The 26,308-nt window shown below is 46.7% G+C and carries 29 protein-coding genes; 1 reads left to right on the forward strand and 28 read right to left on the reverse strand.

Annotated features, from left to right (window positions below; all coding sequences use genetic code 11):
- Positions 1 to 30: 30 nt before the first annotated feature.
- From trpC to mtrB, 15 genes are all read right to left on the reverse strand, one after another.
- Positions 31 to 819, reverse strand: coding sequence for an indole-3-glycerol phosphate synthase TrpC (trpC, locus tag NZ043_RS29115; protein ID WP_076250003.1), 789 nt, complete (start codon positions 817 to 819; stop codon positions 31 to 33).
- Positions 809 to 1,849, reverse strand: a complete 1,041-nt coding sequence (gene trpD, locus NZ043_RS29120) for an anthranilate phosphoribosyltransferase (protein ID WP_091034830.1) — start codon at positions 1,847 to 1,849, stop codon at positions 809 to 811. The genes trpC and trpD overlap by 11 nt, the downstream gene beginning before the upstream one ends.
- Positions 1,850 to 1,917: 68 nt before the next feature.
- Complete coding sequence (trpE, locus tag NZ043_RS29125) at positions 1,918 to 3,486, reverse strand: anthranilate synthase component I (RefSeq protein WP_133385339.1); 1,569 nt, start codon at positions 3,484 to 3,486, stop codon at positions 1,918 to 1,920.
- Between the two features lie 689 nt (positions 3,487 to 4,175).
- Positions 4,176 to 4,553: a chorismate mutase gene (gene aroH, locus NZ043_RS29130; RefSeq protein WP_133385340.1), complete on the reverse strand. Its 378-nt coding sequence runs from the start codon at positions 4,551 to 4,553 to the stop codon at positions 4,176 to 4,178.
- Between the two features lie 5 nt (positions 4,554 to 4,558).
- Positions 4,559 to 5,653 carry a 3-dehydroquinate synthase gene (gene aroB / locus NZ043_RS29135; RefSeq protein WP_133385341.1) on the reverse strand — a complete coding sequence of 365 codons (1,095 nt, stop codon included), beginning with the start codon at positions 5,651 to 5,653 and terminating at the stop codon, positions 4,559 to 4,561.
- 1 nt (position 5,654) lies between these two features.
- Positions 5,655 to 6,824, reverse strand: coding sequence for a chorismate synthase (aroC, locus tag NZ043_RS29140; RefSeq protein WP_017687707.1), 1,170 nt, complete (start codon positions 6,822 to 6,824; stop codon positions 5,655 to 5,657).
- A gap of 178 nt (positions 6,825 to 7,002) precedes the next feature.
- On the reverse strand, positions 7,003 to 7,797 hold the full coding sequence (locus NZ043_RS29145; RefSeq protein ID WP_091028937.1) for a protein-glutamate O-methyltransferase CheR: 795 nt from the start codon (positions 7,795 to 7,797) through the stop codon (positions 7,003 to 7,005).
- Between the two features lie 25 nt (positions 7,798 to 7,822).
- Positions 7,823 to 8,266: a nucleoside-diphosphate kinase gene (gene ndk / locus NZ043_RS29150; protein WP_017687704.1), complete on the reverse strand. Its 444-nt coding sequence runs from the start codon at positions 8,264 to 8,266 to the stop codon at positions 7,823 to 7,825.
- Positions 8,267 to 8,420: 154 nt separating this feature from the next.
- The gene (locus NZ043_RS29155; RefSeq protein WP_017687703.1) at positions 8,421 to 9,395 is read right to left on the reverse strand and encodes a polyprenyl synthetase family protein; all 975 of its coding nucleotides are present in this window, start codon (positions 9,393 to 9,395) and stop codon (positions 8,421 to 8,423) included.
- Between the two features lie 343 nt (positions 9,396 to 9,738).
- Positions 9,739 to 10,359, reverse strand: coding sequence for a flavin prenyltransferase UbiX (locus tag NZ043_RS29160; RefSeq protein ID WP_017687702.1), 621 nt, complete (start codon positions 10,357 to 10,359; stop codon positions 9,739 to 9,741).
- Entirely contained in the window at positions 10,360 to 11,226 is an 867-nt protein-coding gene (locus NZ043_RS29165) for a UbiA-like polyprenyltransferase (protein ID WP_091028934.1), read from the reverse strand. It abuts the gene before it with no gap.
- Entirely contained in the window at positions 11,219 to 11,947 is a 729-nt protein-coding gene (locus NZ043_RS29170; protein WP_017687700.1) for a demethylmenaquinone methyltransferase, read from the reverse strand. The genes NZ043_RS29165 and NZ043_RS29170 overlap by 8 nt, the downstream gene beginning before the upstream one ends.
- A gap of 15 nt (positions 11,948 to 11,962) precedes the next feature.
- Positions 11,963 to 12,826 carry a heptaprenyl diphosphate synthase component 1 gene (locus tag NZ043_RS29175; RefSeq protein WP_133385342.1) on the reverse strand — a complete coding sequence of 288 codons (864 nt, stop codon included), beginning with the start codon at positions 12,824 to 12,826 and terminating at the stop codon, positions 11,963 to 11,965.
- Between the two features lie 101 nt (positions 12,827 to 12,927).
- Positions 12,928 to 13,479: a hypothetical protein gene (locus NZ043_RS29180; RefSeq protein WP_076209915.1), complete on the reverse strand. Its 552-nt coding sequence runs from the start codon at positions 13,477 to 13,479 to the stop codon at positions 12,928 to 12,930.
- Between the two features lie 121 nt (positions 13,480 to 13,600).
- Positions 13,601 to 13,822, reverse strand: coding sequence for a trp RNA-binding attenuation protein MtrB (mtrB, locus tag NZ043_RS29185; protein WP_017687697.1), 222 nt, complete (start codon positions 13,820 to 13,822; stop codon positions 13,601 to 13,603).
- A 147-nt stretch (positions 13,823 to 13,969) separates the two neighbouring features.
- Here mtrB and NZ043_RS29190 point away from each other — a divergent pair, with 147 nt between their 5' ends.
- On the forward strand, positions 13,970 to 14,131 hold the full coding sequence (locus NZ043_RS29190; protein ID WP_165980214.1) for a hypothetical protein: 162 nt from the start codon (positions 13,970 to 13,972) through the stop codon (positions 14,129 to 14,131).
- A gap of 66 nt (positions 14,132 to 14,197) precedes the next feature.
- Here the strand turns inward: NZ043_RS29190 and NZ043_RS29195 are convergent, their stop codons facing one another.
- The 13 genes from NZ043_RS29195 to der all read right to left on the reverse strand — a co-directional run bounded on the left by NZ043_RS29195 (position 14,198) and on the right by der (position 26,162).
- On the reverse strand, positions 14,198 to 14,470 hold the full coding sequence (locus NZ043_RS29195) for an HU family DNA-binding protein (protein ID WP_024630670.1): 273 nt from the start codon (positions 14,468 to 14,470) through the stop codon (positions 14,198 to 14,200).
- 217 nt (positions 14,471 to 14,687) lie between these two features.
- Entirely contained in the window at positions 14,688 to 15,674 is a 987-nt protein-coding gene (locus NZ043_RS29200; protein ID WP_017687695.1) for an ABC transporter permease, read from the reverse strand.
- Positions 15,671 to 17,188, reverse strand: a complete 1,518-nt coding sequence (locus NZ043_RS29205; RefSeq protein WP_133385343.1) for a sugar ABC transporter ATP-binding protein — start codon at positions 17,186 to 17,188, stop codon at positions 15,671 to 15,673. The genes NZ043_RS29200 and NZ043_RS29205 overlap by 4 nt, the downstream gene beginning before the upstream one ends.
- A 109-nt stretch (positions 17,189 to 17,297) precedes the next feature.
- Positions 17,298 to 18,395 (reverse strand): sugar ABC transporter substrate-binding protein, encoded by a 1,098-nt coding sequence (locus tag NZ043_RS29210; RefSeq protein ID WP_133385344.1) that lies wholly within the window; start codon positions 18,393 to 18,395, stop codon positions 17,298 to 17,300.
- Positions 18,396 to 18,611: 216 nt separating this feature from the next.
- Complete coding sequence (spoIVA, locus tag NZ043_RS29215; protein WP_036607700.1) at positions 18,612 to 20,090, reverse strand: stage IV sporulation protein A; 1,479 nt, start codon at positions 20,088 to 20,090, stop codon at positions 18,612 to 18,614.
- 454 nt (positions 20,091 to 20,544) lie between these two features.
- Positions 20,545 to 21,324, reverse strand: a complete 780-nt coding sequence (locus NZ043_RS29220) for a hypothetical protein (protein ID WP_339309910.1) — start codon at positions 21,322 to 21,324, stop codon at positions 20,545 to 20,547.
- A gap of 46 nt (positions 21,325 to 21,370) precedes the next feature.
- Positions 21,371 to 21,721 carry a 2Fe-2S iron-sulfur cluster-binding protein gene (locus tag NZ043_RS29225; protein ID WP_091028919.1) on the reverse strand — a complete coding sequence of 117 codons (351 nt, stop codon included), beginning with the start codon at positions 21,719 to 21,721 and terminating at the stop codon, positions 21,371 to 21,373.
- 17 nt (positions 21,722 to 21,738) lie between these two features.
- Positions 21,739 to 22,356: a hypothetical protein gene (locus tag NZ043_RS29230; protein WP_091028916.1), complete on the reverse strand. Its 618-nt coding sequence runs from the start codon at positions 22,354 to 22,356 to the stop codon at positions 21,739 to 21,741.
- An 83-nt stretch (positions 22,357 to 22,439) separates the two neighbouring features.
- Positions 22,440 to 22,619, reverse strand: a complete 180-nt coding sequence (locus NZ043_RS29235; RefSeq protein ID WP_017687688.1) for a DUF2768 family protein — start codon at positions 22,617 to 22,619, stop codon at positions 22,440 to 22,442.
- 173 nt (positions 22,620 to 22,792) lie between these two features.
- On the reverse strand, positions 22,793 to 23,068 hold the full coding sequence (locus tag NZ043_RS29240) for a stage VI sporulation protein F (RefSeq protein WP_017687687.1): 276 nt from the start codon (positions 23,066 to 23,068) through the stop codon (positions 22,793 to 22,795).
- Positions 23,069 to 23,171: 103 nt separating this feature from the next.
- The gene (locus NZ043_RS29245) at positions 23,172 to 24,212 is read right to left on the reverse strand and encodes an NAD(P)H-dependent glycerol-3-phosphate dehydrogenase (protein WP_036607707.1); all 1,041 of its coding nucleotides are present in this window, start codon (positions 24,210 to 24,212) and stop codon (positions 23,172 to 23,174) included.
- Positions 24,205 to 24,828 (reverse strand): glycerol-3-phosphate 1-O-acyltransferase PlsY, encoded by a 624-nt coding sequence (gene plsY / locus NZ043_RS29250; RefSeq protein ID WP_339309911.1) that lies wholly within the window; start codon positions 24,826 to 24,828, stop codon positions 24,205 to 24,207. Before plsY ends, NZ043_RS29245 begins: the two co-directional genes overlap by 8 nt.
- An 11-nt stretch (positions 24,829 to 24,839) precedes the next feature.
- Positions 24,840 to 26,162: a ribosome biogenesis GTPase Der gene (gene der / locus NZ043_RS29255; RefSeq protein WP_076209907.1), complete on the reverse strand. Its 1,323-nt coding sequence runs from the start codon at positions 26,160 to 26,162 to the stop codon at positions 24,840 to 24,842.
- Positions 26,163 to 26,308 lie beyond the last annotated feature (146 nt).

Raw genomic sequence — 26,308 nt, forward strand, 5'->3', positions numbered from 1 at the left:
CACCTGTGCCATCGTGTATGGAAGTATTCATCATTTGGGTCCCATCAGATCATATACAGCCGCCTCGACATCATCCTTGCGCATGAGATGCTCACCTACGAGAATACCATGAACACCGGCCTGGATCAGAGGTACTGTTGATTCTGGTCCGTCAATACCACTTTCGCTAATCAAGGTAACACCACTTGGAATCAATTCCATCAAATCCAGTGTCGTGTTCAGACTGGTTTCGAATGTTTTCAAATTACGATTGTTGATGCCTACAAGTGTTGCCTGCGGAATCTCCAATACCTGCTCCAGTTCTGTTCGATCGTGGACTTCAATCAAGGCATCCAGCCCCAAACTTTTGGCAAATTCCAGATATTGACGAATCTGTTCAGGTGTCAGAATGCTGGCAATCAGCAATATCGCATCCGCCCCCAGCAATCTTGCCTCGGCAATCTGTCGTTCATCTATAATAAAATCCTTGCGTAACAGCGGAATGTTCACCGCCTGATGAATAGCCTGCAAGTACTCGTTGCTGCCTTGAAAATACGACACATCCGTTAATACGGAGATGCAGTCTGCACCCGCTCGCTCATAAGCAGCAGCAATCTCTACCGGATGAAAATCCGGACGAATTAACCCTTTGGATGGTGAAGCTTTCTTCACTTCAGCAATAAGGCCGAGTTTGCGATTACGTCCGCTCGATAGTGCTTGTTCAAACCCCCGGGTTGCGGGTAGTTGTTCGATTTTTTGGATAGCTTCATCCATGCGAAATGTTTGTGCCAGAACTTCAACTTCTTTATGTTTGGTTGCAACGATTCGATCAAGATACATGACTGTACGCCTCCGTTGTATGAATTAACTGTTCAAGCTTCCCGGCAGCTTTGCCCGAATCTACCGCTTCTGCGGCAAGTGTCACCCCTTCAGCAATGCTATCTGCAAGACCGGATACATAGATGCACGCTCCGGCGTTCAACAGAACGACATCGCGATAGGCACTCTGCTCACCCTGGAAGATCCTTTTAATAATTTCGGCATTCTGTGCCGCATCTCCTCCAAGTACCGCTTCGAGCGGATGCAGAGACAACCCCATATCACGTGGATCGATATCGTAGGTGTGCACTTCCCCATTGCGAAGTTCAGATACCTGAGTTGGCGCCGAGATGCTGATTTCGTCCAGACCATCATGGCTGGCCACGACCAACGCTCTTTTGAGACCAAGACGATTCAGTACTTCAGCAATCATCGGCGTCCGGGAACGATCATACAGACCAAGCAATTGGCGATCTGCTCCCGCAGGATTGGTTAATGGTCCGAGCATATTAAAAATGGTACGAACACCCAGCTCTTTTCTTGGTCCTGCCGCATGTCGCATGGAAGGGTGATATACCTGGGCAAAACAGAAGCAGATTCCGATATCATCCAGACATTGTCTGGCCTGCTCCCCGTTCAGATGGATATTTACACCCAGTGCCTCTAATACATCTGCACTACCCGCTTTACCTGAAGCTGAACGGTTGCCATGTTTGGCGACACGAACCGAGACGGCCGAAGCAATAATGGCGGATGCTGTGGAAATGTTGAATTTGTGAATACCCGATCCACCTGTTCCACAAGTGTCCAGCAAGCCGCTGCCATCCGTTAGAATTCGTCCGCCCTGACCACGCATGGCTTCAGCAAAACCGGTGATCTCATCCACCGTTTCCCCCTTCATCCGCAGCGCCATCAGCAAACCTCCGATTTGAGCCGGCGTTGCCTCACCTCTCATGATCGAGTACATCAAATCTCTTGCTTCGGCTTGTTCCAGATGGCTGCCCTCCAAAATCTTCGCCAGGCCATTCTTCATGCCTTCCTCACGAGTAATCTCAGCAATGGGGGTTACAGGTTTCTCATTCATTATTGGGTTTATGTTCATCTCCGGTCTCTCCTCTCTCAGTACTTAGCGGCCGTTGGTGTGACAAAGTAGTCTGCATTCGCCAGTCTCAACGTGCTGTCCTTTTCTTTGGCAGGAAACATGGCTTCTGCTGTTCGAATCGCCTTGAGCAATGCTTTAGCTTTGTTAACTGTTTCCTCATATTCATTCTCAGGCACAGAATCCCAGACGATTCCCGCTCCGGCCTGTACATAAGCTTTTCCTTTTTTGAAAATAATCGTACGAATCGTAATACAAGAGTCCATGTTACCCGAGAAACCAAGGTATCCGATTGCTCCTGCATAAGCACCCCGTGCTTCTTTCTCCAGCTCCGCGATAATCTCCATTGCTCGCAGTTTCGGTGCGCCGGATACGGTACCCGCTGGCAAGCATGAGAGGAACGCATCGAAGAAATCCTTGTCTTCTCTAAGCTCGCCCGTAACGTTGGATACCATGTGCATAACGTGAGAATACCGTTCAATCTCCATGAACATGTCACACTTCACACTGCCGAAGCTGGATACCCGGCCCAGATCGTTACGACCCAGATCAACCAGCATCAGATGCTCTGCGCGTTCTTTCTCATCCTGGAGCAGATCAGCAGCAAGTGCACGATCTTCCGCCTCTGTTGCTCCCCTTGGACGTGTGCCAGCAATCGGACGTGTCTCGACACGATTTCCGTCCACCTTGACCAGCGCTTCAGGCGAAGTACCCACGATAATCTCATCATCCATTTTGAGATAGTACATATAAGGTGATGGATTCAGGGTCCGAAGCACACGATACACGTGAAGCGGAGAAACTTCCGTATCAATGTGGAAACGCTGGGATAATACCACTTGAAAAATATCACCTGCGCGAATGTAATCTTTGGCTTGCTCCACATTACCGATAAATTGCTCCTTCGTAAGGTTGGAGCGAATATCCCCCAGTTCCACGTCTCCCGGAATGGAACGCGGATTCAGGTTCTCCCCTGGTCCTTGCTGCTGCAAACGTTCTGCGGCCTGCTCCAGCTTCTCCGAAGTCACTGCATACGCTTGACGTATCTCATCATCCGTTGCACCGTCCTTGACGTGTACATTCCCGACGAGCAGCATCTGCTGCTTCACATGGTCAAACACGATAATCTGGTCACAGAACATAAAGCGAATGTCATCCATATTCAGGTCATCCAGCGCGTGAGCTGGAAGTTTCTCATAATAGGACAGCAGATCATATCCGAAGAAACCAATTGCCCCACCTGTGAATGGTGGCAGTTCATCATCTTTTGGGCTGCGATACTTACGCAGCAGTGCTTTCAGTTCTTCGATCGGTTTGCCTGGCAATTCACGTGTTTTCCCTGCTTCTTCTACAACGATCCGACCCTTCTTGGCCGAAATCATCAGGAACGGATCTGTACCGATGAACGAGTATCTCGCCCATTGGATCCCCCCCTCTACACTTTCCAACAGGAATGCCCGGTCGTTGTCAGCATAACGGCGGAATATTCGAATCGGAGTCTCCATATCTGCCAGAATCCGTTTGACTACCGGAATCAGATTATACTCATTCGACATTTTCAGTACTTGATTAACGTTTGGCGTTATCATCAGATCACGTCCTTTCAGATTTAGGTAAGTTCAACTAAAGATGTTTACACTGAGCACTTCGATGACAGAACAACCTTCCGATCGCTGTTATCCCCAGATTTTTTTGATCCCTTTCTAAAGGGAAAATCCGGTGATAAATGTGAACGCTCCGCTTCTTTACGTTATTTCTGTCCTCTGCGTTTTTGTGTAAAAGTTTAGTTGAACTTATAGGGGTAGAAGAAAAGGTTATATGTACAAAAAAACCTCTACCATCAGGTAGAGGTTTGGTTATAAGCTGTATTTAACAGGGTGATGCTTCATAAATAACAAGTCCCTATACTTCGCTGTCGGATTATTCACAGGTCGCTGAATTGATGCATCTCACATCATCCAATTCGGGAAAATATATCAGTTAAAACACTTCAACTCTTATTCCAATATTTCATAAAATATAGGAGAGTGCATTGATTGTGTTTATACCAAAATATATCAAAACAACGATGTCCTATGACACGTTTGTTTTCCCTGTTCCTGTTACCTATTCCGTAGCACGACGTACCGTGAATCAGTTGACCGGTTTCTGTTGCCCCGGTTACCACCCACTGGACTCTGCTATATACTCCACTAGCTCAGCTGCTCTCAGCTCAATCTCAACTCTACTCAACTGGTTCTCACTATACATCATTATGATCGGTTTGACAACCCACTACTTAAGAGCCAGAAGGTGCCGCCAAATCCGGACGTAATGCCTGTGCACCGTTCAGATACACATGGTTGATTTCATTCTGAGCTTTGTTTGTATTCACATGCACCATGAAACGAATGCACTGCGCCAAGGCACCTTTAACAGGAACCTCCAGTGCACACATCAGTGGTACCAGTTCCCAGCCATCCAGTTGGCGAATAGCTTTTGCCGGGAAAGCAGCATCCAGATCACCAGTTAACGTAATCCACACACTGCAGATATCTTCCGATTGGATCTCATTGCGATCCACGATCTCCTGCAACAATACAGCCGTTTCCTTCAAAATCTGTTCTTCGTTGTTCTGCGTGACTGTTGTAGCCCCGCGAATTCCCCGTGTGACCATTGCTGTTATTCTCCCTTCCTGAGCATTTCAATGACGTCCCGAACTGCCGACACAGGTACGTCCTTCACAATTCTTGCAGCCCCGATCCGATCAGGAATGATAAACACCATATGACCTTCACGGAATTTTTTGTCATGCATCATCGCTTCCATTAATGCTTCCGTGTCGAGATGTGCAGGCATCGTTGTTGGAAGGCGAAGTGAACGCAGCATGCGAACTGTATCTTCATAGAGCCCTGCTGGCGCACCAAGCTTCTCACCAAGCAATGCTGATCCAGCCATACCGATCGAGATCGCCTCTCCGTGCAGGAATTCTCCATAACCGGCAATCGCTTCAATGGCATGACCAATCGTATGTCCCAGGTTCAACAACGCACGTTCTCCATTTTCCCGTTCGTCTCTGGATACAATCTCTGCCTTAATGCCACACCCACGCTCCAAGCCGTACCCAAGTGCTTCCGGATTAAGCGCAAGCAACTCCTCCGCATGCTCCTCACACCAATGTGCAAAAGACTCATCACGGATCAGCCCGTGCTTCAGCATCTCTGACAACCCTGCCGAAACATCTCGTGGTGGCAAGGATTGAAGTGTGTCCACATCATAGAGTACAAGCTCGGGCTGGTGGAATGCACCGATCATATTTTTGGCCAGCGGATGATTGACAGCCACCTTGCCGCCAACACTGCTGTCATGCGCCAAAATCGTTGTAGGTACTTGAACAAACTTAATTCCACGCATATATGTAGCGGCAACAAAGCCAGCCAGATCACCTACGACACCACCACCTAAGGCCAGAATCGCAGAACTCCGATCCAGTTTGCCTTCGATCGCTACGGTCATCATATCCTGGTATACCGAAAGGGATTTCGATGTTTCACCAGAGGGCACAACCGCCGATACGACTGTATAACCAGCCGTACGTAGCGTTTGCTCCAAACCTGACAAGTATTTGGGAGCCACATTTTCATCTGTAATGATGAGTAACGGACTTTTTTTGGTCAAGCCATATTGCTCAAAATATTGAGGGGCTTGTGCCAGTAGGCCGCTGCCAATCAGAATCGGATATGAGCGTTCCTCCAACTGCACCGTCAGCTGACGCATATTAGTAATTCTCCAGTTGAGCGTTATAACTAGCAACATTCGCACGGATCTCTTCCATGGAATCCCCACCGAATTTCTCCAGGAATGCTTTGGCAATTTCCCATGCTACAACATGCTCCATAACCACACTCGCTGCTGGTACAGCACAAGCGTCTGAGCGCTCAACCTGAGCCGTAAATGCTTCTTTTGTATCAATATCAACACTTTGCAGTGGCTTATACAACGTTGGGATCGGCTTCATCACACCACGTACAACGACTGGCATACCGTTTGTCATACCACCTTCGAATCCACCCAGACGGTTGGTTGCCCGGTGGTAGCCGCGCTCATCCGTATGCATGATTTCATCATGCACCTGTGATCCCCGAATGACTCCGGCTTCGAATCCGATACCAATCTCTACACCTTTGAATGCATTAATGGACATTACGCCTTGAGCGATTCGTGCATCCAGTTTGCGATCGTATTGAACATAACTACCAAGACCAATAGGTACACCTTCAACGATACATTCCACGATTCCTCCGATGGAATCGCCTTCTTGTTTAATCTGGTCGATGTAGGCTTCCATCTTCTTCTCTGTCTCAGCATCCGTAACACGTACAGAGGAAGCTTCTGTCACAGCGATCAGTTCATCAATCGGAAGGTCCTGATACGGAGCTTCGATCTCTCCAATGCGAAGTACACGTCCTGCTACCTTGATTCCGAATTCAGCCAGGAATTGACGTGCAATGGCACCACATGCCACACGTACCGTTGTCTCACGTGCACTGGAGCGCTCCAGTACGTTACGCAAGTCTTTAAGATTATACTTGAGTCCACCGTTCAGATCAGCGTGTCCGGGACGAGGACGATGAACGCGACGTTTCTCTTCGTCACTGCCTTCAATCGGCTCAATATTCATAATATTCTGCCAATGTTTCCAGTCGTTATTTTGAACAACCAGCGCTACCGGAGCACCTGTTGTATATCCATGACGGATACCACCAACGAAATTCGCCTGATCCTTCTCGATCTGCATCCGGCGTCCACGGCCATATCCCTTTTGGCGGCGGTGAAGCTGGAAATTCAGTTCTTCAAAATCAATTGTCAAATTACTTGGCAATCCTTCAATAATAGCGGTCAATTGGGGTCCGTGCGTCTCCCCTGCGGTTAAATAGCGTAAACTCATAATACGTTCCCCCTTTAAACTGTTAAACTTCACATTGCTAAAATCCCATAATTTCTTTGCTTATTATAGTATAGCTGACCGGCTTTGACAAGAAAGTCGGCTCTTTCTTGTACTTGGTATACAAATAACCGCCTGAACACATGTACATGTGCTTCAGACGGCTCAACAACCATTATCATTATTTTTTCCGATAGAAGAATGTCTCTGCTGTCTCCAGACCATATTGTCCCGGGGAGAAGATCTGCTCCGTACTGCCCACAAACAAAATACCGCCTGGACGCAAACTTGCTGCAAATTTGTGATACAACAGGTTTTTGGCTTCCTCGGTAAAATAGATCATGACATTTCGGCACACAATCAGATCGTACCCATCGTCAAAACGGTCCACCAGCAAATTTTGTTTCATGAACTTGATCGAATTTTTGAGTTGCTCATCAATACGGTATACCAAGCCATCCTGCTTGAAGTAACGGTTCGCCGTTTCCTTTGGCACATCCTTAAGTGAGCGTTCCATATAACGCCCTTCCTTGGCTTTGGCCAATGCACCTTCATCCAGATCACTTGCCGTAATGGAGCTGTCCTTCAAAATACCCATCGTGTCCAGAATCATGGCGAGTGTATAAGGTTCTTCACCTGTTGAACAGGCCGCACTCCAAACTTTAGCACGACGCTTGGACCCCAGCAGTTCAGGCAGGATCTCGTCCCGCAGCACTTCCCAACGATTGGGATTACGCCAGAATTCCGACACGTTAATCGTCATACGATCAAGGAATTCGTAGAACAATGATTTATCTTTCTGCATAGCATCAAAAAAGTTAGAAAATGTATGAAACCCGTTTTTGTTGCGAAGTGTGGTCAGCCTTCTTTTCATCTGGCCTTCCTTGTATTGAGCAAGATCAATGCCTGTGCTCTCTTTGATTTTACGAATGAATCCGGTGTAATCCGGGTCTAGTAGTTGTTCTTGCTCCAGCATCGTGTATCACCCTTTTGGCTAATAATTACAACCAGGCTGCGATGCTCTTGTCGTATACCACCAGTTCATCTGAAGCAAAGAAATTGGCTGCTTCACGGGAAGCACTTTCCGGTGAATCTGCCCCATGAATCAGATTATGTGGTGTGTGGCTGGCGAAGTCTCCGCGAATGGTACCCGGAGCTGCTTCCTTCACATTGGTTTTTCCGATGACGATGCGCGCAAGCGCCACAATATCGTCGCCTTCCCACACCATGGCAAATACAGGCCCAGATGTGATAAAACGAACCAAATCATCGAAAAACGGTTTGCCCTCATGTTCAGCATAATGGCGTTTTGCCTGATCCTCAGACATCTGCACCAATTTGCCTGCCACCAACTTAAATCCTTTGTCTTCCAGACGGCTAATAATTCGACCGATCAATCCACGCTGCACACCATCCGGCTTCACCATCAAAAATGTACGATCCATCAGCTCACTCCTCACTCACGGTTCAAAGTTAATCACTATGTAAACGCAATCCCTATGATTGTAACATACATGTCCAAATCCTCCCAATGAGGAATCTCACAGTTCTGTTCATCTTTGGGTATGAGCAAGCCGAGAGTCGAAGGTCATACAAAGTTTAATGCGTACGTTTAACCACAAAATGAGCGATATCACGCAGGTTTTTGGTCGTCTTGATGTTAGGTAGCTGATCGAGAGCATCGAGCGCTTTCTTCATATATCGGTCAGCAAGGGCTTCTGCTTTAGCAATTCCTTGACTTTGGCGAATCATTCCAATTGCATCCGATGCACTTGCCCGTCCTTCTTCATGCTGGACACGGGAAATCTCCTTAAGTAAAGGTTCCCGCAGATCGGATTCTTCCAGAGCATAAAGTACAGGAAGAGTAATATTCCCTTGCTTCATGTCACTGCCAGGTGGCTTGCCAAGTTGTTTCTCGGTACCTACCAGATCAAGTACATCATCTTGAATCTGAAAAGCCATCCCCACATTGTATCCGTACGTATACAGCAGGGAAGATACATGCTCAGGCGCACGTGTAGCCAATGCCCCTAACTGACAGCTAACCGCAATCAGAAGTGCTGTTTTGCGGCGAATCCGCAGTAGATAATTACGAACACTTTGTCCCGTATTGAAAAAGTCCCGAATTTGCTCCATCTCACCAATGGACATCTGTACCATGGCTTTGGCAAGGATACGATGAATAGCTGGATCGGATAATCCGGCAGTCATTTCAAGTGCCTTACCGTAGATATAGTCTCCAGTGTACATGGCAATCCGATTATCCCATTTTGACTTCACCGTAGGTTTACCTCGGCGTGTCTCCGCATTATCAATAACATCATCGTGAACGAGGGATGCCGAATGAATGAGTTCCAGCGGAACCGCAACCAGCTTCAGACGTTCAATGTCATATGTACCAAATTTCCCACCAAGTAACACAAAAACGGGCCGTAACCGTTTTCCTCCTGCTTTGAGCAAATGAAGTGACGTTTCACTCAGCAGCTTCTGTTCTCCTCGAACACTGCGATACAATTCTTTCTCAATGTAATCCATGTCCTTTTTTAACAACCCGAAAATATCCAATAGTTTCATTCGTTCACCCGTATCAGCGTATTGTCAGTCCATAAATTCATGCTTACCTTCCCCTCCAGCAAGTCGGGCCTGCAGGCATTACGAAAAACCCGGCTTACCGTTCTTGCTTGTGTTTTTCTATAAGGTAATCTAACGTATTTTTCTTCTCCGAATGTCATAGCCGACACCCGAAAATTAAACTCTGCGACTTGTTCTGAAACAAAATACAGAAGTTGCCGGAGCATGGGTCAAGACTGTGGTTCATGAAGACTCACCATCAGCACTCACCAATACCCCGGGATTCGGGGGACAAATAAACCGAGCAACACTTTGGCAAAAAACAGCCTTGTATCGAACTCAGTCGTTATCCCCGTTCATCCGGTTCTCCCCATCTTGTAAACAGTTGATGTGGGATGCGCAAGCTATCCAGCACTTTCCCCACCAAAAATAGAATCAACTCATCCATAGTTTGAGGTTTGTAATAAAAAGCAGGCATAGCCGGTATCATTCGTACACCAAGACGAGAAAGCTTCAGCATGTTTTCCAGATGGATTGCATGAAGAGGCGTCTCACGTGGTACGAGGATCAATGTTCTTCCCTCTTTCATCATAACATCGGCTGCGCGAGACATCAGATTATCCGACGATCCCTGCGCGATGGACGAAAGAGTTCCCATAGAACATGGCATGATAATCATGCCGTCGGCCAGATAAGAACCACTTGCAATGGAGGCCCCTATATCACTCACAGGATGATAGATCAGAGAACCGGCACGGTTGCCGAATTTTTCTTCCAGCACCGCGTCCCGATTCGTCACATCCCAGTCCAATTCTTCTTTCAGTACACGCCACCCTGCATTGGATATGACCAGATGAACGTTATATTCCAAATCAAGCAGCGTTTCAATTAATCGAATGCCATATATGCTGCCACTCGCTCCGGTAATTCCGACAACCAGTCGTTTATTGTCCGGCTGCTGCACCATTTATTTCACCGCCAGATCAATAAGAGTGAACGTAAATACGATTATACTAAGCAAACTGTTCATGGTAAAAAACGCCGTTTGAACACGGCTCATATCATTAGGCGATACGATATAGTGTTGATAGAACAGAATTCCATACGTCACCAACATGCCTGCGCCATACCACCAGCTCAGATCTGTCATCAACAATAACGCAAGAAAACCAATTGCAGTAATCACATGGAAGAACTTGGCGATCTGCAAGGATTTAACCAGGCCAAAACGGGAAGGTATGGAGTGAAGCCCCTCTCCCTGATCGAACTCCAGATCCTGACATGCATAGATAATATCAAAGCCCGCTGTCCAGAACACAATCGTAACGTACAGCACAATCGCTGTCCAATCCATCGTTCCTGTTACAGCTACCCAGCCACCAAGTGGTGCCAAACCAATCGTCATTCCGAGAACGACGTGGCATAACCATGTGAATCGTTTGGTGTACGAATACAGTACCAACATAAACACAGCAATAGGCAACAGCTGCATGGATAATACATTAAGATTGGATGAGGCCCAGAATAACAATATAAATGAGATAATGACAAATATAACAACTTCCCCATTTTTCAACAGTCCTGCCGGGATGGCTCTCATCGCGGTACGCGGATTTTTGCCATCAATCGCTTGGTCAATAATTCGGTTCAAACCAAAAGCTGCACTACGTGCGCCGACCATCGCAAGCAATACCCACATGATCTGCATCCAGCTTGGGAAGGTATCATTCACTACCATGGAGCCGAGAATGGCCCCCATAAATGCAAAAGGTAAAGCAAAAAGCGTGTGTTCAATCTTGATCATTTCTAAAAAGATGCGAATTTTCCTAAACATGCTGATTCTCCTTGGTTCCAATATGCAGTGCCGCTATACCTCCGGTCAGAGGGTAGGCCTGCACTTGTTGTAATCCAGTTTCTGCAAAAATATCTGCCAGTTCCTGCCTTCCCGGAAAAATGGCCAGTGAGTCCGGCAGCCATTTGTACTGCTCAAAACTTTTAGCAAACACTTTGGCAAGATTCGGTAAAACCTTCTCAAAATAAAAATAATAAATGCCTTTGAACGGCTGCCATGTTGGCTTGGACAATTCCAGGCACACAACCATACCGCCCGGCTTGACCACACGTTTCATTTCAGACAACACTTGTCTGAGATCAGGTACGTTACGCAGCCCGAACCCGATCGTCACATAATCAAATGAATTGTCTTCATAAGGAAGTGACATGGCATTTCCCTGTGTCAGGGTAATCTGCTTTTGACGTTGCACCGCATTGATCTTTGTCTGACCAACTTCCAGCATATTGCTGCTGAAATCAAGTCCGTGCATGTGCCCCGTTTCACTTGCCTCTGCCATAGCAAGCGTCCAGTCACATGTGCCGCAACACAAATCAAGACCGGTATCGCCTTTGGACATATTCATCTTTTTCATGGTGAATTTACGCCAAGCCTTATGCCTGCGGAAACTTAGAATATCATTCATGACATCATATTTTCCGGCTATACTCTGAAAAACCGAATGGACATATTCTTCTTTCGGTTTGGTCTCTCCGCTCCCCATTCGTCTGTCTCCCCCTCAATCTTCCCTTACTGCCGCATGTGAAGGCTGCAAATATGCCAAGTAAGGATCTAGAATTGCATGTATCTCATGCAAGCCCATCCGCCCTTCCTCGTCTTGCAACAACAGTTGAATGCGGTGTGTACACTCGCGAAGCTTGTCCAGCAAAACCTCGCCAACCCTATGCTTCAGCACCATAGCGTTCCATACACGTGCATCCGGTTCAGACTGACGTAGCACACTGCGCTCATCGTCATTACCATGCTCGTATATGTGCCAATATGCATAGCTGTGAAGATATTGTTTTGCGTCATTCATCCGCTTCAGTTCTTCCACGATCGTTTCGCAGGAGCTGAATTCGGTCAACAGGCTGTTCCATAATGACTCTTCGTTATCTCGAATCATGCCTGTAAATGAAAGAAACAGCTGCATCCTCAGCTGTACCGTTTCACGCAAGTATTCGTCAGCCGAAACGAGAAGCTTCTTCATCCGTTCATACAGCGTCATCTTGCGTGCGTTCACTCCGGATACAGCACCACTGAGTTTGCCAATCATTTCAATTCTGCCCGCCTGGGCAAGCAATTGGTAAAAACGGCTACTTAAATAATCCCCGGCGAGTACATTCAACTGGCGTGAACGCATCTCCTGCTCTCTCCGCTCACCGGAAATCGTATCGATTCGATCATGCGTATCCATGGCCAACTGAACGAGCGAAGTTGCAAGAGCATATAACTCTTGATGCACCTTTTCGTCTGTGCGGCCCACAAATACCTGCAGCAGACGTGCCCGGCTATCCGGAAATGATGGGATTTCCGTATGTTGTCGAATCATGTCGTAATCCGTATATTTCTTTGCTAGTTGGGGTACGCGATATGAATTCATTCTCAGCCTCCGAGCCTTAACATTGTTAAACCATTTCTGCACTACAATCTTATATATTATAGCATATGTTGAACGGGCACGCACTGAATCCTGCTATTCTATTACCCCTGACTTGTCATTTCGAATTGCTTCTTCCAGAGTTCGGTCTCCATCAAATGAAACCAGTCCTTCAATTCATCTGAAAAGGCCGCACTTTTCCAGTTCCGTAATGTTTCAATCGCATACAGAGGCCACTCTCCACGCCGAATATCAGCAGCAAGTAACAGATGTCGTTTATGCATCCATTCATCTTCTGCCATCACACGTAGCAGCACCTGATCCACGTTATCCAGACTCCGAAAGCCCAGATCCGCCACAGCTGCCATGTTCTCATAGATTTCAGTGTAACTTGTACCCGTTCCTTTAACTTTGAGGTCCAACGTCAAAATGGACTGTTTCCATTCCACTCTTGCAATGGGAGTTGATAGTTGCATGGAACTTAGCACATCAACCAGATTGTCATTCGTTAGCTGAACTGGATGATGTGATGCAGAGGCAGGCTGTACGTTGTCCCCACCCCATGTACGCATATGTAAGGTTTGTATCGCAACAAGCAGAAAGACCGCCGCAACCGTTGCCAGCATTGAAGCAGTAACAATCATCCGCGGTTTCATATACGCCTCCCTGCCTTTACCTGTTAGTGTAGTCTGTCCGGTAAAGGCTCATACCTCATTGTACAATGAAAAAAAGCAGGCTATGCCTGCAATCTTCATTTGAATGTATTCAATCTGTCCATTACTCCGATTCAATCTGTCCATGCTTGGTAATCAGCGTGGCTTTGCCCCGGATTTTAATAGCTGAGGTATGAGTGGTAAATTGGGCAAACATCACTTCACCCTTGTCCAATTTCTCGGTGTGGTGAAAACGTGTATCCTGACCTCGGGTTAATCCGATCACCTGGACACCATTTTCCTCTGCCTTAATTACAATATAATCATTGCCGGTTGGATGATCCATCACGCATGTCCCCTTCTTTAGTTCGATAGCGTTAATGATGATTAAGATTGTTTCATTTGTCAACCTGCGCCTTATACGAATGAACCGCAAGAATCGGCTACCCTAGGGTCATACTACAGTTATACAGCTACAGAAAGGAGAATTTGCATGAAGTACACCCCTGCCGCACTTACAGACGAGCATATTCATCAGTTAAAAGAAATCGAACAGCATCTGTCTGCAGCTGCGGGCGAAGAACTGATTCTGGTTGCTTATATTGGGCAACCGGAGGATCCTGAGCACTCGGATAGCCGCAAGAATCATCGTTAAAGGGCAAAAGAAAAGGCCGTGAACAAGTCACGGTCTTTTTGTCGACATATGGAATATGTAGAAATCTTATTTAATTCCGTCTTTGAGCGCTTTACCTGGTTTGAATGCAGGAATTTTGCTCGCAGGAATTTCGATTTCTTCACCTGTTTGCGGGTTGCGTCCTTTACGTGCAGAGCGCTCGCGAACTTCGAAGTTCCCAAAACCAACCAATTGTACTTTATCTCCGCTTTGAAGAGCCTCAGAGATTGCTTCGAATACGGCATCAACCGCTTTCGTTACATCTTTCTTGGACAATTCAGTCGCTTCAGATACGTGTGTAATCAAGTCTGATTTGTTCATTTGTTTTTCACCTCCTGTATCAATGTCCTGAATGTTATACTGTGTTTCCGTTTTATAGCGAAATATACGTTCATACGCAAAAAATCTACGTACATCTTGAGCGCTGAACACAAATCTCCGCCTGCGGTCAACAGTCATTTTCGGCAGAATGTCGTCTGAAACCACGGGCATTTCAGACGCCGAACAAATTTCATACTAATACAGACAGCCCACAATTTCAAGTCCGGTTGCGGTTTAAGACGTAAAATGTAACCGCCAGGGCAAGCACAAGAACCCCACCTTTTACAATATCATGTGTGAAATACTGTACGTTCATCATTGTTAAACCGTTCACAAGTACACCAATCAGAACCGAACCGATGAAGGTTCCGATGACATTTGGTTTACCCGCGCCAAACACAGAGAAACCGACAAATACTGCAGCTACGGATTCCATTAACAACGGTGATCCCGCATCAATTTGACCAGATCCTACTTTGGAAGCATAGATGATACCACCAATTGCTGCAAACACTCCAGCGGCTACATAGGCGAGTGTACGCACCTTTTTCACCTTGATTCCAGACAACCGTGCAGCTTCCTCATTACCACCTGTAATGTACATCTGGCGACCATATTTCGTATACGTCAAAAAGATATGCACACCTATTACCGCAATAAGTAGCATGATAACTGATATAGGCATACCCAGCCATTTACCCTGCCCTATAAGCAGGAATGTCGGGTCCATCTCTCCCGCAGCTTTACTCCCATCAGGGAACTGCATGTGATTGTAAATGGTATATCCCTGTGCATACGTTTTGTGAATACCTCCGATGATGTACATCGTGGCAAGGGTGGCGAGCAAATCCGGAATACGCAATTTTACAATGAGCAAAGCATTCAGTAAACCAATAACAGCTCCAATGATTAGTGGCACAATAATTACAATTGCCAGTGGTTGTTGATACCAAATCATTAACGAAGCAGTAACGACGGTAGTTAATGAGACAGTCGCCCCAACCGAGAGATCAAATCCATCAACAATGAGAGATAATGTAACACCGATCGCTACAAACGTAACGATAGAGATTGAGCCCAAAATATCAGTCAAGTTACTGTACGTAAAGAAATAAGGCAATTTAATGCCGAAAAATGCAATAACACCTATGATGACTATAATCGCCCCGTAACGGAACGCAAAATCCAGTGATTTATCCTTCATGATTGCACCTCTTGTCCACCGCTTGCATAGTATAGCAGCTGTTCTTGGTTAGTCTCGCCTCGTTTGAACTCTTTTACGATAACACCCTCGCACATGACAGCGATTCGGTCGCCAATTCCCATGCCTTCATCCAGTTCACAGGTGAAATAGATTACACCCTTGCCCGCCAAAGCCAGTTCATTGATGATGCGGAAAATGTCACTTTTTGCCCCAATATCTACGCCTTTGGTTGGCTCATCAAATATAAATACATCCGCATCCGCATTAAGCCATTTACCAATGGCAACCTTCTGCTGATTACCACCGCTTAGATATTTCACTTCCTGTTTCACGGACGATGTTTTAATCCCAAGCTGTTTCACCAATGACTCTGCATTCAGACGTTCCCGCTTGCGACTTACGAAACCTAATGTACTAAGACGGCTTAGCAAAGGCAGACTTAAATTCCGTTCCACGTTCTCCTGGATCAGGATTCCCTGTTTACGTCGCTCCTCCGGTACAGAAACGATCCCCAGAGCCGCCGCATCCGCAGGCTGAGACAGGCGGAGATTACGGTTGTTAAGCCGGATCTCGCCTCCCTCCAGCCGATCTGCACCAATCAGCAAACGAGAGCTTTCCGTTTTACCCGCGCCTACCAGACCCACCACAGCGAGGACTTCACCTCGGCGTACAGAGAGGTTAACACCTTTGACTTTCACTCCACGACGAAGCCCACGTGCCTCCAATAACAGCTCTCCCAAGGGCGCTTCCGTCTTCGGAAACTCTTCTTCGAATGGTTTGCCCAGCATCTGTGTAACCAAATCATTGATCGTCAGTCCCTTTGCATCACCGGTAAATACGTGTTGCCCATCTCTCATAACCGTAACGCGATCACAGTGACCCGTCACTTCAGCAAGGCGATGGGTAATGAAAATACAAGCTACACCCCGATCCTTCAGCAGATGAACAATTCGGAAAAATGCATCCGTTTCTTCCTGACTCAGCGGTGCAGTCGGTTCGTCAAAAATGATGACTTTGGCATCCTGAATTAAAATCCGCGCCAGCAGTATCATCTGTTTCTCTGCAAGTGTCAGATCGGCCACTTTTTGGTGAACAGATATGTCTGCTCCTAATTGCTTCAACGCCTCAACCGCACGCTGTTGCAATTTTCGTGGACTTTTCCACCAACCTCCAGCAGATGAAGCCAACTGATCCAACATAATGTTCTCCGCAGCCGTCAGCTGTGGCACTAGTGCAGCATCCACTTCCTGATAGACACAGTGAATCCCACTTGCCTTCGCGTCTCCCGGAGAACTTAAGTGAAGCGCTTGTCCACTCAACTGAATCGTACCCTGATCCAATGGATAGGCACCGGACAGAATTTTCATTAACGTGCTCTTACCGGCACCATTGGCACCCAGCAGCGCGTGAATTTCCCCGCCTTTTACAGAGAAATCCACATCCTTCAGTGCAGGAATACCTGAAAACTGCTTGTGGATATGTTCCATTTGAAGCAGAATCGGTGCAGTGCTCATGATGTTAACCTCCAATCGTTCCCTTCCGGGAGCATCCCTTTTTTCAGACCACACATATCTTCATTATGTTTGAAAAAGCGCGCCTTGCGGCGCGCTTCCGTTACGCTGCTTATTTAGCAGTAATTCCGTATTCGCTCATCCAGTCCTTGATTCCTTGTGTGCTGCCACCCCAACCTTCAACGAACTCTGACAGCTCCGAAGTGGAGATTTGTTTATCTGGCAGAGCTTCACGTTGAACATAGACCGGGTTTAGAACAACTGCATCTTCGGTCTCGTCCCCGTTCAGTTTCTGATAAGCATAACGTACTTGGACGCGACCAATATCCGTTGGATCAACAGCAGCGGAAGCTACCCAAGGATTTTTCGGGTCCTGAATCATTTGCAGATCCTCGTCACTCATATCAATACCATACACTTTGATCTCATCACGTCCAGCTTGTTGAATCGCACGGGCTGCACCTTTGGCGAACTCATCCCATGCAGTCCATACAGCTGTAATCTCACCTTTTGGATACTGCTTGAGAATAGCTTCCATTTTGGCTTGAGTATCCAGCGCCGGGTTCTGTGCAGAACCGAATGTAGCTATTTCCTTGATGTCCGGATTTGCTTTCATGAATTCACCGTATGCAATCTGACGGCGTTCCATCGGTGCGAAACCAGCTACCCATACTTTTACAATATTACCTTGTCCATTGATATCTTTTTTCATTTGCTCCAGCGTCAGTTCAGCCATCTTCTGGTCATCCTGCGACAGGACTGTGGCTCCTGGAACACTGATAGCTGCGTCAAACACGACCACTGGAATATTCAGTTCTACTGCCTTCTTCACACCTGGCTCTAATAGGGAATCACCGTGATCCGTGAGAATGGCATCAAATTTCTGGTTAATAGCGCTATCAAGCAAGGATACCATCTTTGCTTTGTCATTATCGGCAACAAACGTTGTCAGTTCTCCACCGAATTTTTCGATTTCTTCTTTTACACCCTGTACATATTGCTGCGAGAAAGTACCTGTATTAAACTCCATAATAAGTGCAATCCGCTTGCCGCTTAGAGGGCCTGTAACTGCTTCCGTTTTTGGTGTATCATCTGATGCACCCGAAGCCGGAGTTGCTGCCGGTTCTTTTTTAATTCCGCAAGCGGACAGCGCCAATGTAAATACTAATAACACACTCAACCATACCCATTTTGTCTCTTTTCTTTTCATCTCTGTCTCCCCCTGTCCACTCTCTGTGATCTCGATCACAATAGTTGAATATTAATATAACGGCTAATCCCTAGTATGTAAATGGGTTTTAGCAATTTAAAGCTAAAACTCGCTAAGTTTTTTCGAAAGTACTATTCTTCCTATCCATTTCATCCAAAATAAAGAAATCACGTAAAAAAGACCGCGAGGGGATACCCCCTACGGTCTTTTGATGTCTTACAGAATGATGGCGATCAAGCCGCCCGAACCTTCGTTAATGATTCGTCCCAGCGTCTCTTGCAATTTGTATCTTGCATTATCCGGCATCATGGCAATCTTGCCCTGGATACCTTCTCGCACGATGGAGTGCAGTGAACGACCAAACATGTCTGAATCCCATACCTTGATCGGATCGTTCTCGAAGTCCTGCATCAGGTATCTCACCAGTTCCTCACTTTGTTTCTCCGTGCCGATGATTGGAGCGAACTCCGATTCCACATCAACCCGGATCATGTGAATGGACGGTGCCGTTGCTTTCAAGCGTACGCCAAATTTGGTGCCCTGACGAATGAGCTCAGGTTCATCCAGAGCCATCTCGGCAAGAGATGGAGCAGCAATGCCGTATCCGGTCGTTTTGACCATCTCCAGCGCTTCTGCGAAGCGGTCATATTCCCTCTTCGCATGCGAGAATTCCTGCATCAATTGCAGCAGATGATCCTTACCGCGAATCTCGATGCCAACCACTTCCACGAGAATCTGATCATACAGTTCATCTGGCGCGTACAGGTCAATTTCGGCTACACCCTGCCCCATATTCATGCCACTCAGGCCTGCGCGATCAATGAATTCATATTCCATGAACTGAGCGACAACCCGATCCACGTCACGAAGTCTGCGAATATCCTTAACGGTATCCCGTACGGAGTTTTCGTAGTTGCTACGCAGCCAGTGAGTCTCATTGAGTACCATAACCCAGCTCGGCAAGTTTACATTCACTTCATGCACAGGGAACTCATAGAGCACTTCACGAAGTACACCCGTCACATCATCTTCCGTCATGGTCGCTGCACTGAGTGTCATCACCGGAATGTCGTATTTGGCTGCAAGCTCACTACGTAATTGCAGGGCTTCTTCACTGCGAGGACGAGTCGAGTTGATGACCAGGACAAACGGTTTACCCACTTCTTTTAATTCCGCAATGACCCGTTCTTCAGATTCCACATAGGAGCTGCGGGCAATTTCGGCGATTGTGCCGTCTGTTGTTACCACAACACCCAGTGTAGAATGCTCCTGAATAACTTTGCGAGTACCAATCTCGGCGGCTTCCTGGAATGGAATTGGTTCCTCGAACCAAGGCGTGGAGATCATGCGTGGACCATTCTCATCCTCGTATCCCTTGGCTCCTTCCACCGCGTAACCTACACAATCCACAAGACGCACATTGACATCGAGTCCTTCTGCCACCTTGATCTGGACTGCGTTATTAGGTACGAATTTCGGTTCGGTAGTCATGATGGTTTTCCCCGCTGCGCTCTGTGGAAGTTCATCCACCGCTCGACCACGATCTGCCTCGTTTGTGATGTTTGGCAATACAATGGTTTCCATGAATCGTTTAATAAATGTTGATTTTCCCGTCCGGACTGCGCCGACAACCCCGAGATAAATATCCCCTCCGGTCCGCTCAGCTATGTCCTTAAAAATGTCCACTTTCTCCAATGAAATCCCCTCCCTAAATTACTCCGAAGGAAAAATGCTAAAGAGCATCCGCTTCGTTTTTTCAATCAGAAGACTGAAATCCCTGCAACGGTAGAGCCGCCTTTGTGAGTGCCCGGAAGTCGTCCGCCGCCGAACGTTGCATTCTGATGAAACCGGCGAGAGCGGCGTTAACTCGTACATGCAATTGGACTAGTATCATCTTATGTATCCGTATGCGGCAATATGACGCGTATTTTTGTTTTTTTATCTTATGGTGATGACATTAGGAGAATCCCCCGATCTCGGACTGCGCGTCTTTATTTCAATCTACTTTATGTGATCCGTGAAGCTTTTATGACGGTTATTGCTGATACTAACAAAAGAAAAAAGAGATATCCCTTATTTGGAATATCTCTTTTTGAACCATTAGAGCCATGGCGGTCCTACACCTAAATCATTTGAATTGCAACCATGCTTATTTTATGGGCTGGGCAATCGGCGCATTATTTTGCCAAGCATAGGGAACCGATTTAACGGGTACGAAGTAGGAGTGTTCCAACAGAAAATCGCGAACATCTTCAGTGTCTGCTGGGGACATGTCAGACTTTTCCACTGCCTGCATAATGTCAAAAGCATAATCTACATAGACTTTGCCTTCGTCATCCATCATAAAAGGTAACGCCTGACCTGAATATACACTATTCAGCGTAATGGAAGGTGTGCCCGCCTGTGCAGCCTGCTCCATATCCACAGCATATAACCCCGGATACAGTTCTTCCCCACCTGGCAGCTTATTGTTATGTACGGACTTATATTGATTAACCATTCGTTGCACATCGTTTACTTTCTGTACAGTCAGAAGATCCATCACTTTAACGGTCGGATTCACTTCTTCGTCCTGAATAAGGAAGTAAGCGCTCCCACCACTTTCAAAAGCGGTTCCTGGTATTTCATCCAGATACCCCAGTTGTTTCAACTTGGGCAGATCCACTCTGAACTTTTCATATTTTGGCGTTTCCATATCTGCATTGATGATTGGCAAAATCCCCTCATCTTTCTGGAATGCCTCGACCGCACTCTGGATACGGCTCACGCTTTCCCGATAGGCTATCTTTGGGTCCGAATCGCTCTGGGATGGATACATACAACCACTTGCTGTAAAAGCAAACAACAGGAATAACAGCAGACCACCCGTCTGATGTTTCAGACGCTGCCGTCTGCTTCTTTCAACACAATTTGGCTTGTTCCTAATCATTCGTGTCCTCCTTGAATAACTCATTAGAGAATCAATTTCATAACGCTCAGAACCAGTCGTCTTCCTGTTGTTGACGTTCCAGTTGTTTCCGAATGGCTGCCTTCAGCGGGTCCTCTGGAACATGAACCGATAGAGATCCACACACCTTGGCCTGACAGGACAGTCGTGTACCTGCTTCCAACAGTGAACCCAGCTTGCGCTTTTCTGCATCTGTTGGTGGATACAGTTCCGCCCGATGTTCTTCATCCACGTTCACTTTGCACATCAGGCAAGCCGCTTTACCATCACATCGGGTCGTAATCTTGACTCCAGCACGTCGTGCTGCATGCAGAAGTGTTGCCCCTGGTTTGAGCGCTATCGATTTGTTCATAGGTAAAAAAGTTATCTTATAGTCCATCATTTTCCTCCCTCAACCTACTGGGGCCATGCAAAGCCAACAAGCTCTTCCACTTCGGCTCTGAAGCGGGCTGTCCATACATTCTGTTGACTTAACAGCATCATTATAGGTTGATGTGCATGTGGTTGCTGACGCATCTGTGTCGCAATGGGTACATAACGATCTTCACGACCTCGCAGCAGATTAAACAACAGCTCATGCGCAAGCGGCATCAGTCGCAGGGTATATGAACCTACTTGTGCTACTGGTGCATGTGGAGCAAGTACATGTTCAATCTCGATACGGTACCAACTTTTGCGAGCCCATATTTCGAAACCACCAACCAATTCCAGCGCACATTCACCCACCTGATAGTGGCTCAGCAGAGAAGCATACGGTCCTGTCTTGTCCACTGTAGGCTCGTCAAGCATTTCCCCCGGAGCGCTACGGTGAAGTTCTTTAGCAGCAGCAACATCCGCATAGATATCAATATCTCTTGGAGCTTGTTGCAACTCCACCCCTTGAAGCAGCAACCCACAACTTCCTCCAAGTAACCATGTCTGTGGCTGTGTGTTCCAGGCTTTGGCCGTTTCCAGCAAAGCCGCGTGTAATTCCGGATAACGCTCTGTCCGACCCTCCGTATCATGCGGCCCCATAGGCTCACACTCCCCTCATCCGTGTTCATTGTGTCAGTTCTTATGATGTGCTTATGCGGATGTTATCTTTCAGGCATGGGAAATCAGGTCAGAGAAGCGATTCCACCGAAAAAGCCAATCAGCATAATCAAAAATGCAATTAGAGAAAGAATCCCCCGTACAATACCTTTTGTTTTGGCACGAGCAAACGTAATCAGGAATACAGATAATCCCATAATGAGGATGGCCACCAATGACAGCCACATCTTGTCCATTGCGCTCATAATCCAGCAGTCTCCCCTTCAGTCCGATATTCATCACTGACACTGTGACAATTGCAACCATTATAACACGAAATTCAGCTCAACTTTCCAAAAAAAAGACAAAAAAGCAAGCCGGCAGAAGCCGACTCGTCTTTTTGTCTTACTGGATCACCTGTATATGCAGGTGTGATCTATTATTTTTTCATCATCATTTTCATTAACGATTCCATACTGCTCGGATTCAATCCGCTTTTCTTGACCGCACTCACAATATCCTTAACCGTATCCTCAGATACCGGAACTTTCGCCATGGCGGATACTTGTTTGATCAATTGGCGCAACTGAGCTTCATTCTGAATCGTCGTTGGTTTCACCGTGCTTGCCAATTTCTTAACGGCACCTTCAGTTATCGTTTTACCCGTTTTCTTGTTGATTGCATTCAGTGCATCTTTGGAAATGTTGTTACCCATTCGTCTCCCCTCCTCCGGCAATACTCATGTGTATAGTATGAGTCTGCTACAGAAAAGGTGAATAAGCTTCTTATTTCACAAGGTACGTTTAGGCTGATTACAATCAGGAATGCCACTGCTCCCAGGTTTCAAGTTTCATGACTTCCATTTCAGTCTTCGGGTCACGTCCCATCAAGGCTTCAACCGCATCACGCGGCTGTCTCTCCTGGAATAAAACGTGATATAACTGATCCGCAATTGGCATTTGCACACCGTATTTTTGTGAGATGAAATAGGCAGCTTGCGTAGTTCGAATGCCTTCTACCACCATGCCCATAGACTTCAGAACATCATCCAACTTCTGTCCCTGACCCAACATGGAACCTGCTCTCCAGTTCCGACTGTGCTGACTTGTAGCCGTTACAACCAGATCCCCGATGCCGGCAAGTCCCGAAAACGTTAGCGGATTTGCTCCCATCTCAACACCAATACGTGTGATCTCTGCCAGACCTCGTGTTAGCAAAGCGGCTTTGGCATTATCACCAAATTGAAGACCATCGGACATGCCTGCACCAAGAGCAATGATATTTTTGAATGCGCCTGCAAGCTCAACACCAATCATGTCCCGATTCGTGTAAACCCGGAAATAGGCATTCATAAACAAAGCTTGGGCAGACTCGGCAGATGCCTTATCCAGTGAAGCTACAACCACTGTCGTTGGACAACGCTTCACCACTTCTTCCGCATGGCTTGGGCCAGAAAGAACAACCACACGTCCTTCTTCACATTCAAGCTCTTCTGAAATGACTGTGGACATCCGTTTGAGGCTTTCTGTCTCAAAACCTTTGGTTGCATGAATGACTAACATCTCAGGCTTGTAATAAGCCTTAAGCTGGTTCGTAACTGCACGCATGGCTGATGAAGGCGCAACAATTAACACAGCTATAGCGCCTTCCACCGCAGCTTCCATATCAGTTGTTGCTTGGATCCGTGGTGAAAGCTCCGCATCCGGAAGATAGCGAGTATTGGTGTGCTTGTTATTGATTTCGTTAGCCTGGTCTTCACCACGTGTCCACATCATCACGTCCAACTGATTGGCGGCGAGTACACTGGCCAGAGCTGTCCCCCAGCTTCCAGCGACCAGAACAGCAACTTTTTTAGACAACTCGTTTACCCCCTCCAGGGTTTTTCGATCCCAATTTATTTTCCTGTCCTTTGGCGAGCTTCGCAATATTGGTACGATGTCTCCAGAACGCAAACAGACAAATAATCAGACTCCCCCAGAAGATATTCATTGAATATCCGGGTAATACCAGGATAAAGATGGGTGTAAATGCTACAAAAATCAGAGACCCCAATGAAACATAGCGTGTCAATACAATAGACAGAATGGCGATCACCCCAGCACATAACGCAGGTAGGAAAGCAAGACTCACCAGAACACCAATGGCTGTGGCAATGCCTTTTCCTCCACGAAAATGGAAGTAAAGCGGCCAGTTATGTCCTGCAATGGCTGCTATACCACTGAGTGCAGGAATCCAGGCAGATCCGTCACTCAGCCAGATTCCTATCCATACAGCTGCAACACCCTTAAGTACATCAAGTAACAGAACAGCAATTGCCGGTCCTTTACCCAAAATACGCAACGTATTGGTAGCTCCCGCGTTTCCGCTTCCGTGCTGACGAATATCGATCCCCCGTATCGCTTTGGCAAGGAGGACACTAAAGCTGATCGAACCGAGTAAATAACTCAGTACAATCGCTGCGATTTGTACAATCACACACTTCTCCCCTAACTTTCGTCGGACTTCTTCCGAGTAAATATGCGAATTGGTGTTCCTTCGAAATCAAACGCTGCACGGATTTTATTCTCCAGATAGCGCTCATATGAGAAGTGCATCAACTCAGGGTCGTTCACAAAAATAACCATGGTCGGCGGTTTAACTGCAACCTGAGTCACATAGTTAATTCTCATTCTCCGTCCTTTATCCGTTGGCGGAGGATTAATCGCAACCGCATCAGACACCACATCGTTAAGCAGATGTGTCTGCACACGTAACGAGTGTTGCTCTGCTACACGTTGCACAACCGGCAACAGTTTTTGTAAGCGTTGTTTTGTGAGGGCTGACAAGAATACGACCGGAGCATAAGTCATAAACAGGAAGTGATCCCGAATTTTTCTCTCAAACTCTTTCATCGTTTTGTCATGCTTCTCTACTACGTCCCATTTGTTTACAACAAACAATGACGCTTTACCAGCTTCGAATGCATATCCTGCAATATGCTTGTCCTGTTCAATAATGCCTTCTTCACCATTAATGACAATCAGAACAACATCTGCACGCTCAATCGCACGCATCGCACGCATTACACTGTATTTCTCAGTTGTTTCATATACTTTACCACGCTTACGCATACCTGCTGTATCAATCAGCACGTAACGTTGGCCGTCTTTTTCAAAAGGTGTATCAATTGCATCCCGGGTCGTTCCAGCCACGTCACTTACAATGACACGCTCTTCACCCAGAATAGCATTCACCAGTGAAGATTTACCCACATTAGGACGTCCGATCAGAGCTACACGAATGACATCTTCATCGTAAGTCTCTTCCTCAAGTTCTGGCAGCTTCTCCACAATTGCATCAAGCAAATCACCTACACCTGTACCGTGACTTCCGGATACGCCGATGGGATCACCGAAACCAAATCCATAAAACTCATAAATGAGCTCACTTCGTCCGATATTATCCACTTTGTTAACGGCTACAACAATAGGCTTGCCTGAGCGGTAGAGCATCTCTGCTACCTCTTCATCCGATTGCGTAATACCTGCTTTTGCATCACACATGAATACAATAACATCCGCTTCTTCAATAGCGAGCTCTGCTTGCATCCGAATCGATTTTAAGATTACATCTTCACCATCAATTTCGATACCACCTGTATCAATAATACTAAATGGTTTACCGTTCCATTCACCGATTCCGTATATGCGGTCACGGGTAATGCCCGGCTTGTCTTCCACAATGGCCAGTCTGTCGCCGATGATCCGATTGAAAATGGTGGATTTACCCACGTTCGGTCGTCCGACAATTGCCACAACGGGTCTTGCCATACATTCCACTCCTCCTGTCCATACTTACGATACTCATCATAGCAAAAAAGATATGTCTTGGCTAACGTTTCATGCCAAATTACTCGCAATAAAAACAATCGGCGAACCCGCCTGGGGCTCGCCGATCTTGCTTTTGTTATTCAGCA

Source organism: Paenibacillus sp. FSL k6-2145 (assembly GCF_037976585.1).
GTDB lineage: Bacteria > Bacillota > Bacilli > Paenibacillales > Paenibacillaceae > Paenibacillus.

Coding starts and splice junctions, on each gene's coding strand:
- NZ043_RS29225 (WP_091028919.1), bottom strand. CDS start 21,721: ATGGACTATAAGATAACTTTTTTACCTATGAACAAATCGATAGCGCTC.
- der (WP_076209907.1), bottom strand. CDS start 26,162: ATGGCAAGACCCGTTGTGGCAATTGTCGGACGACCGAACGTGGGTAAA.
- trpC (WP_076250003.1), bottom strand. CDS start 819: ATGTATCTTGATCGAATCGTTGCAACCAAACATAAAGAAGTTGAAGTT.
- NZ043_RS29145 (WP_091028937.1), bottom strand. CDS start 7,797: ATGCTGGAGCAAGAACAACTACTAGACCCGGATTACACCGGATTCATT.
- NZ043_RS29200 (WP_017687695.1), bottom strand. CDS start 15,674: ATGAAGGATAAATCACTGGATTTTGCGTTCCGTTACGGGGCGATTATA.
- NZ043_RS29155 (WP_017687703.1), bottom strand. CDS start 9,395: ATGAAACTATTGGATATTTTCGGGTTGTTAAAAAAGGACATGGATTAC.
- NZ043_RS29235 (WP_017687688.1), bottom strand. CDS start 22,619: ATGAGCGCAATGGACAAGATGTGGCTGTCATTGGTGGCCATCCTCATT.
- NZ043_RS29220 (WP_339309910.1), bottom strand. CDS start 21,324: ATGATTAGGAACAAGCCAAATTGTGTTGAAAGAAGCAGACGGCAGCGT.
- NZ043_RS29195 (WP_024630670.1), bottom strand. CDS start 14,470: ATGAACAAATCAGACTTGATTACACACGTATCTGAAGCGACTGAATTG.
- aroC (WP_017687707.1), bottom strand. CDS start 6,824: ATGAGTTTACGCTATTTAACCGCAGGGGAGACGCACGGACCCCAATTG.
- ndk (WP_017687704.1), bottom strand. CDS start 8,266: ATGGATCGTACATTTTTGATGGTGAAGCCGGATGGTGTGCAGCGTGGA.
- NZ043_RS29205 (WP_133385343.1), bottom strand. CDS start 17,188: ATGAGCACTGCACCGATTCTGCTTCAAATGGAACATATCCACAAGCAG.
- NZ043_RS29180 (WP_076209915.1), bottom strand. CDS start 13,479: ATGAAACCGCGGATGATTGTTACTGCTTCAATGCTGGCAACGGTTGCG.
- mtrB (WP_017687697.1), bottom strand. CDS start 13,822: ATGGATCATCCAACCGGCAATGATTATATTGTAATTAAGGCAGAGGAA.
- trpE (WP_133385339.1), bottom strand. CDS start 3,486: ATGATAACGCCAAACGTTAATCAAGTACTGAAAATGTCGAATGAGTAT.
- NZ043_RS29230 (WP_091028916.1), bottom strand. CDS start 22,356: ATGGGGCCGCATGATACGGAGGGTCGGACAGAGCGTTATCCGGAATTA.
- NZ043_RS29190 (WP_165980214.1), top strand. CDS start 13,970: ATGAAGTACACCCCTGCCGCACTTACAGACGAGCATATTCATCAGTTA.
- NZ043_RS29160 (WP_017687702.1), bottom strand. CDS start 10,359: ATGGTGCAGCAGCCGGACAATAAACGACTGGTTGTCGGAATTACCGGA.
- NZ043_RS29175 (WP_133385342.1), bottom strand. CDS start 12,826: ATGAATTCATATCGCGTACCCCAACTAGCAAAGAAATATACGGATTAC.
- NZ043_RS29240 (WP_017687687.1), bottom strand. CDS start 23,068: ATGGGTAACAACATTTCCAAAGATGCACTGAATGCAATCAACAAGAAA.
- NZ043_RS29210 (WP_133385344.1), bottom strand. CDS start 18,395: ATGAAAAGAAAAGAGACAAAATGGGTATGGTTGAGTGTGTTATTAGTA.
- NZ043_RS29170 (WP_017687700.1), bottom strand. CDS start 11,947: ATGGGGAGCGGAGAGACCAAACCGAAAGAAGAATATGTCCATTCGGTT.
- NZ043_RS29165 (WP_091028934.1), bottom strand. CDS start 11,226: ATGTTTAGGAAAATTCGCATCTTTTTAGAAATGATCAAGATTGAACAC.
- aroB (WP_133385341.1), bottom strand. CDS start 5,653: ATGCGTCAGCTGACGGTGCAGTTGGAGGAACGCTCATATCCGATTCTG.
- aroH (WP_133385340.1), bottom strand. CDS start 4,553: ATGGTCACACGGGGAATTCGCGGGGCTACAACAGTCACGCAGAACAAC.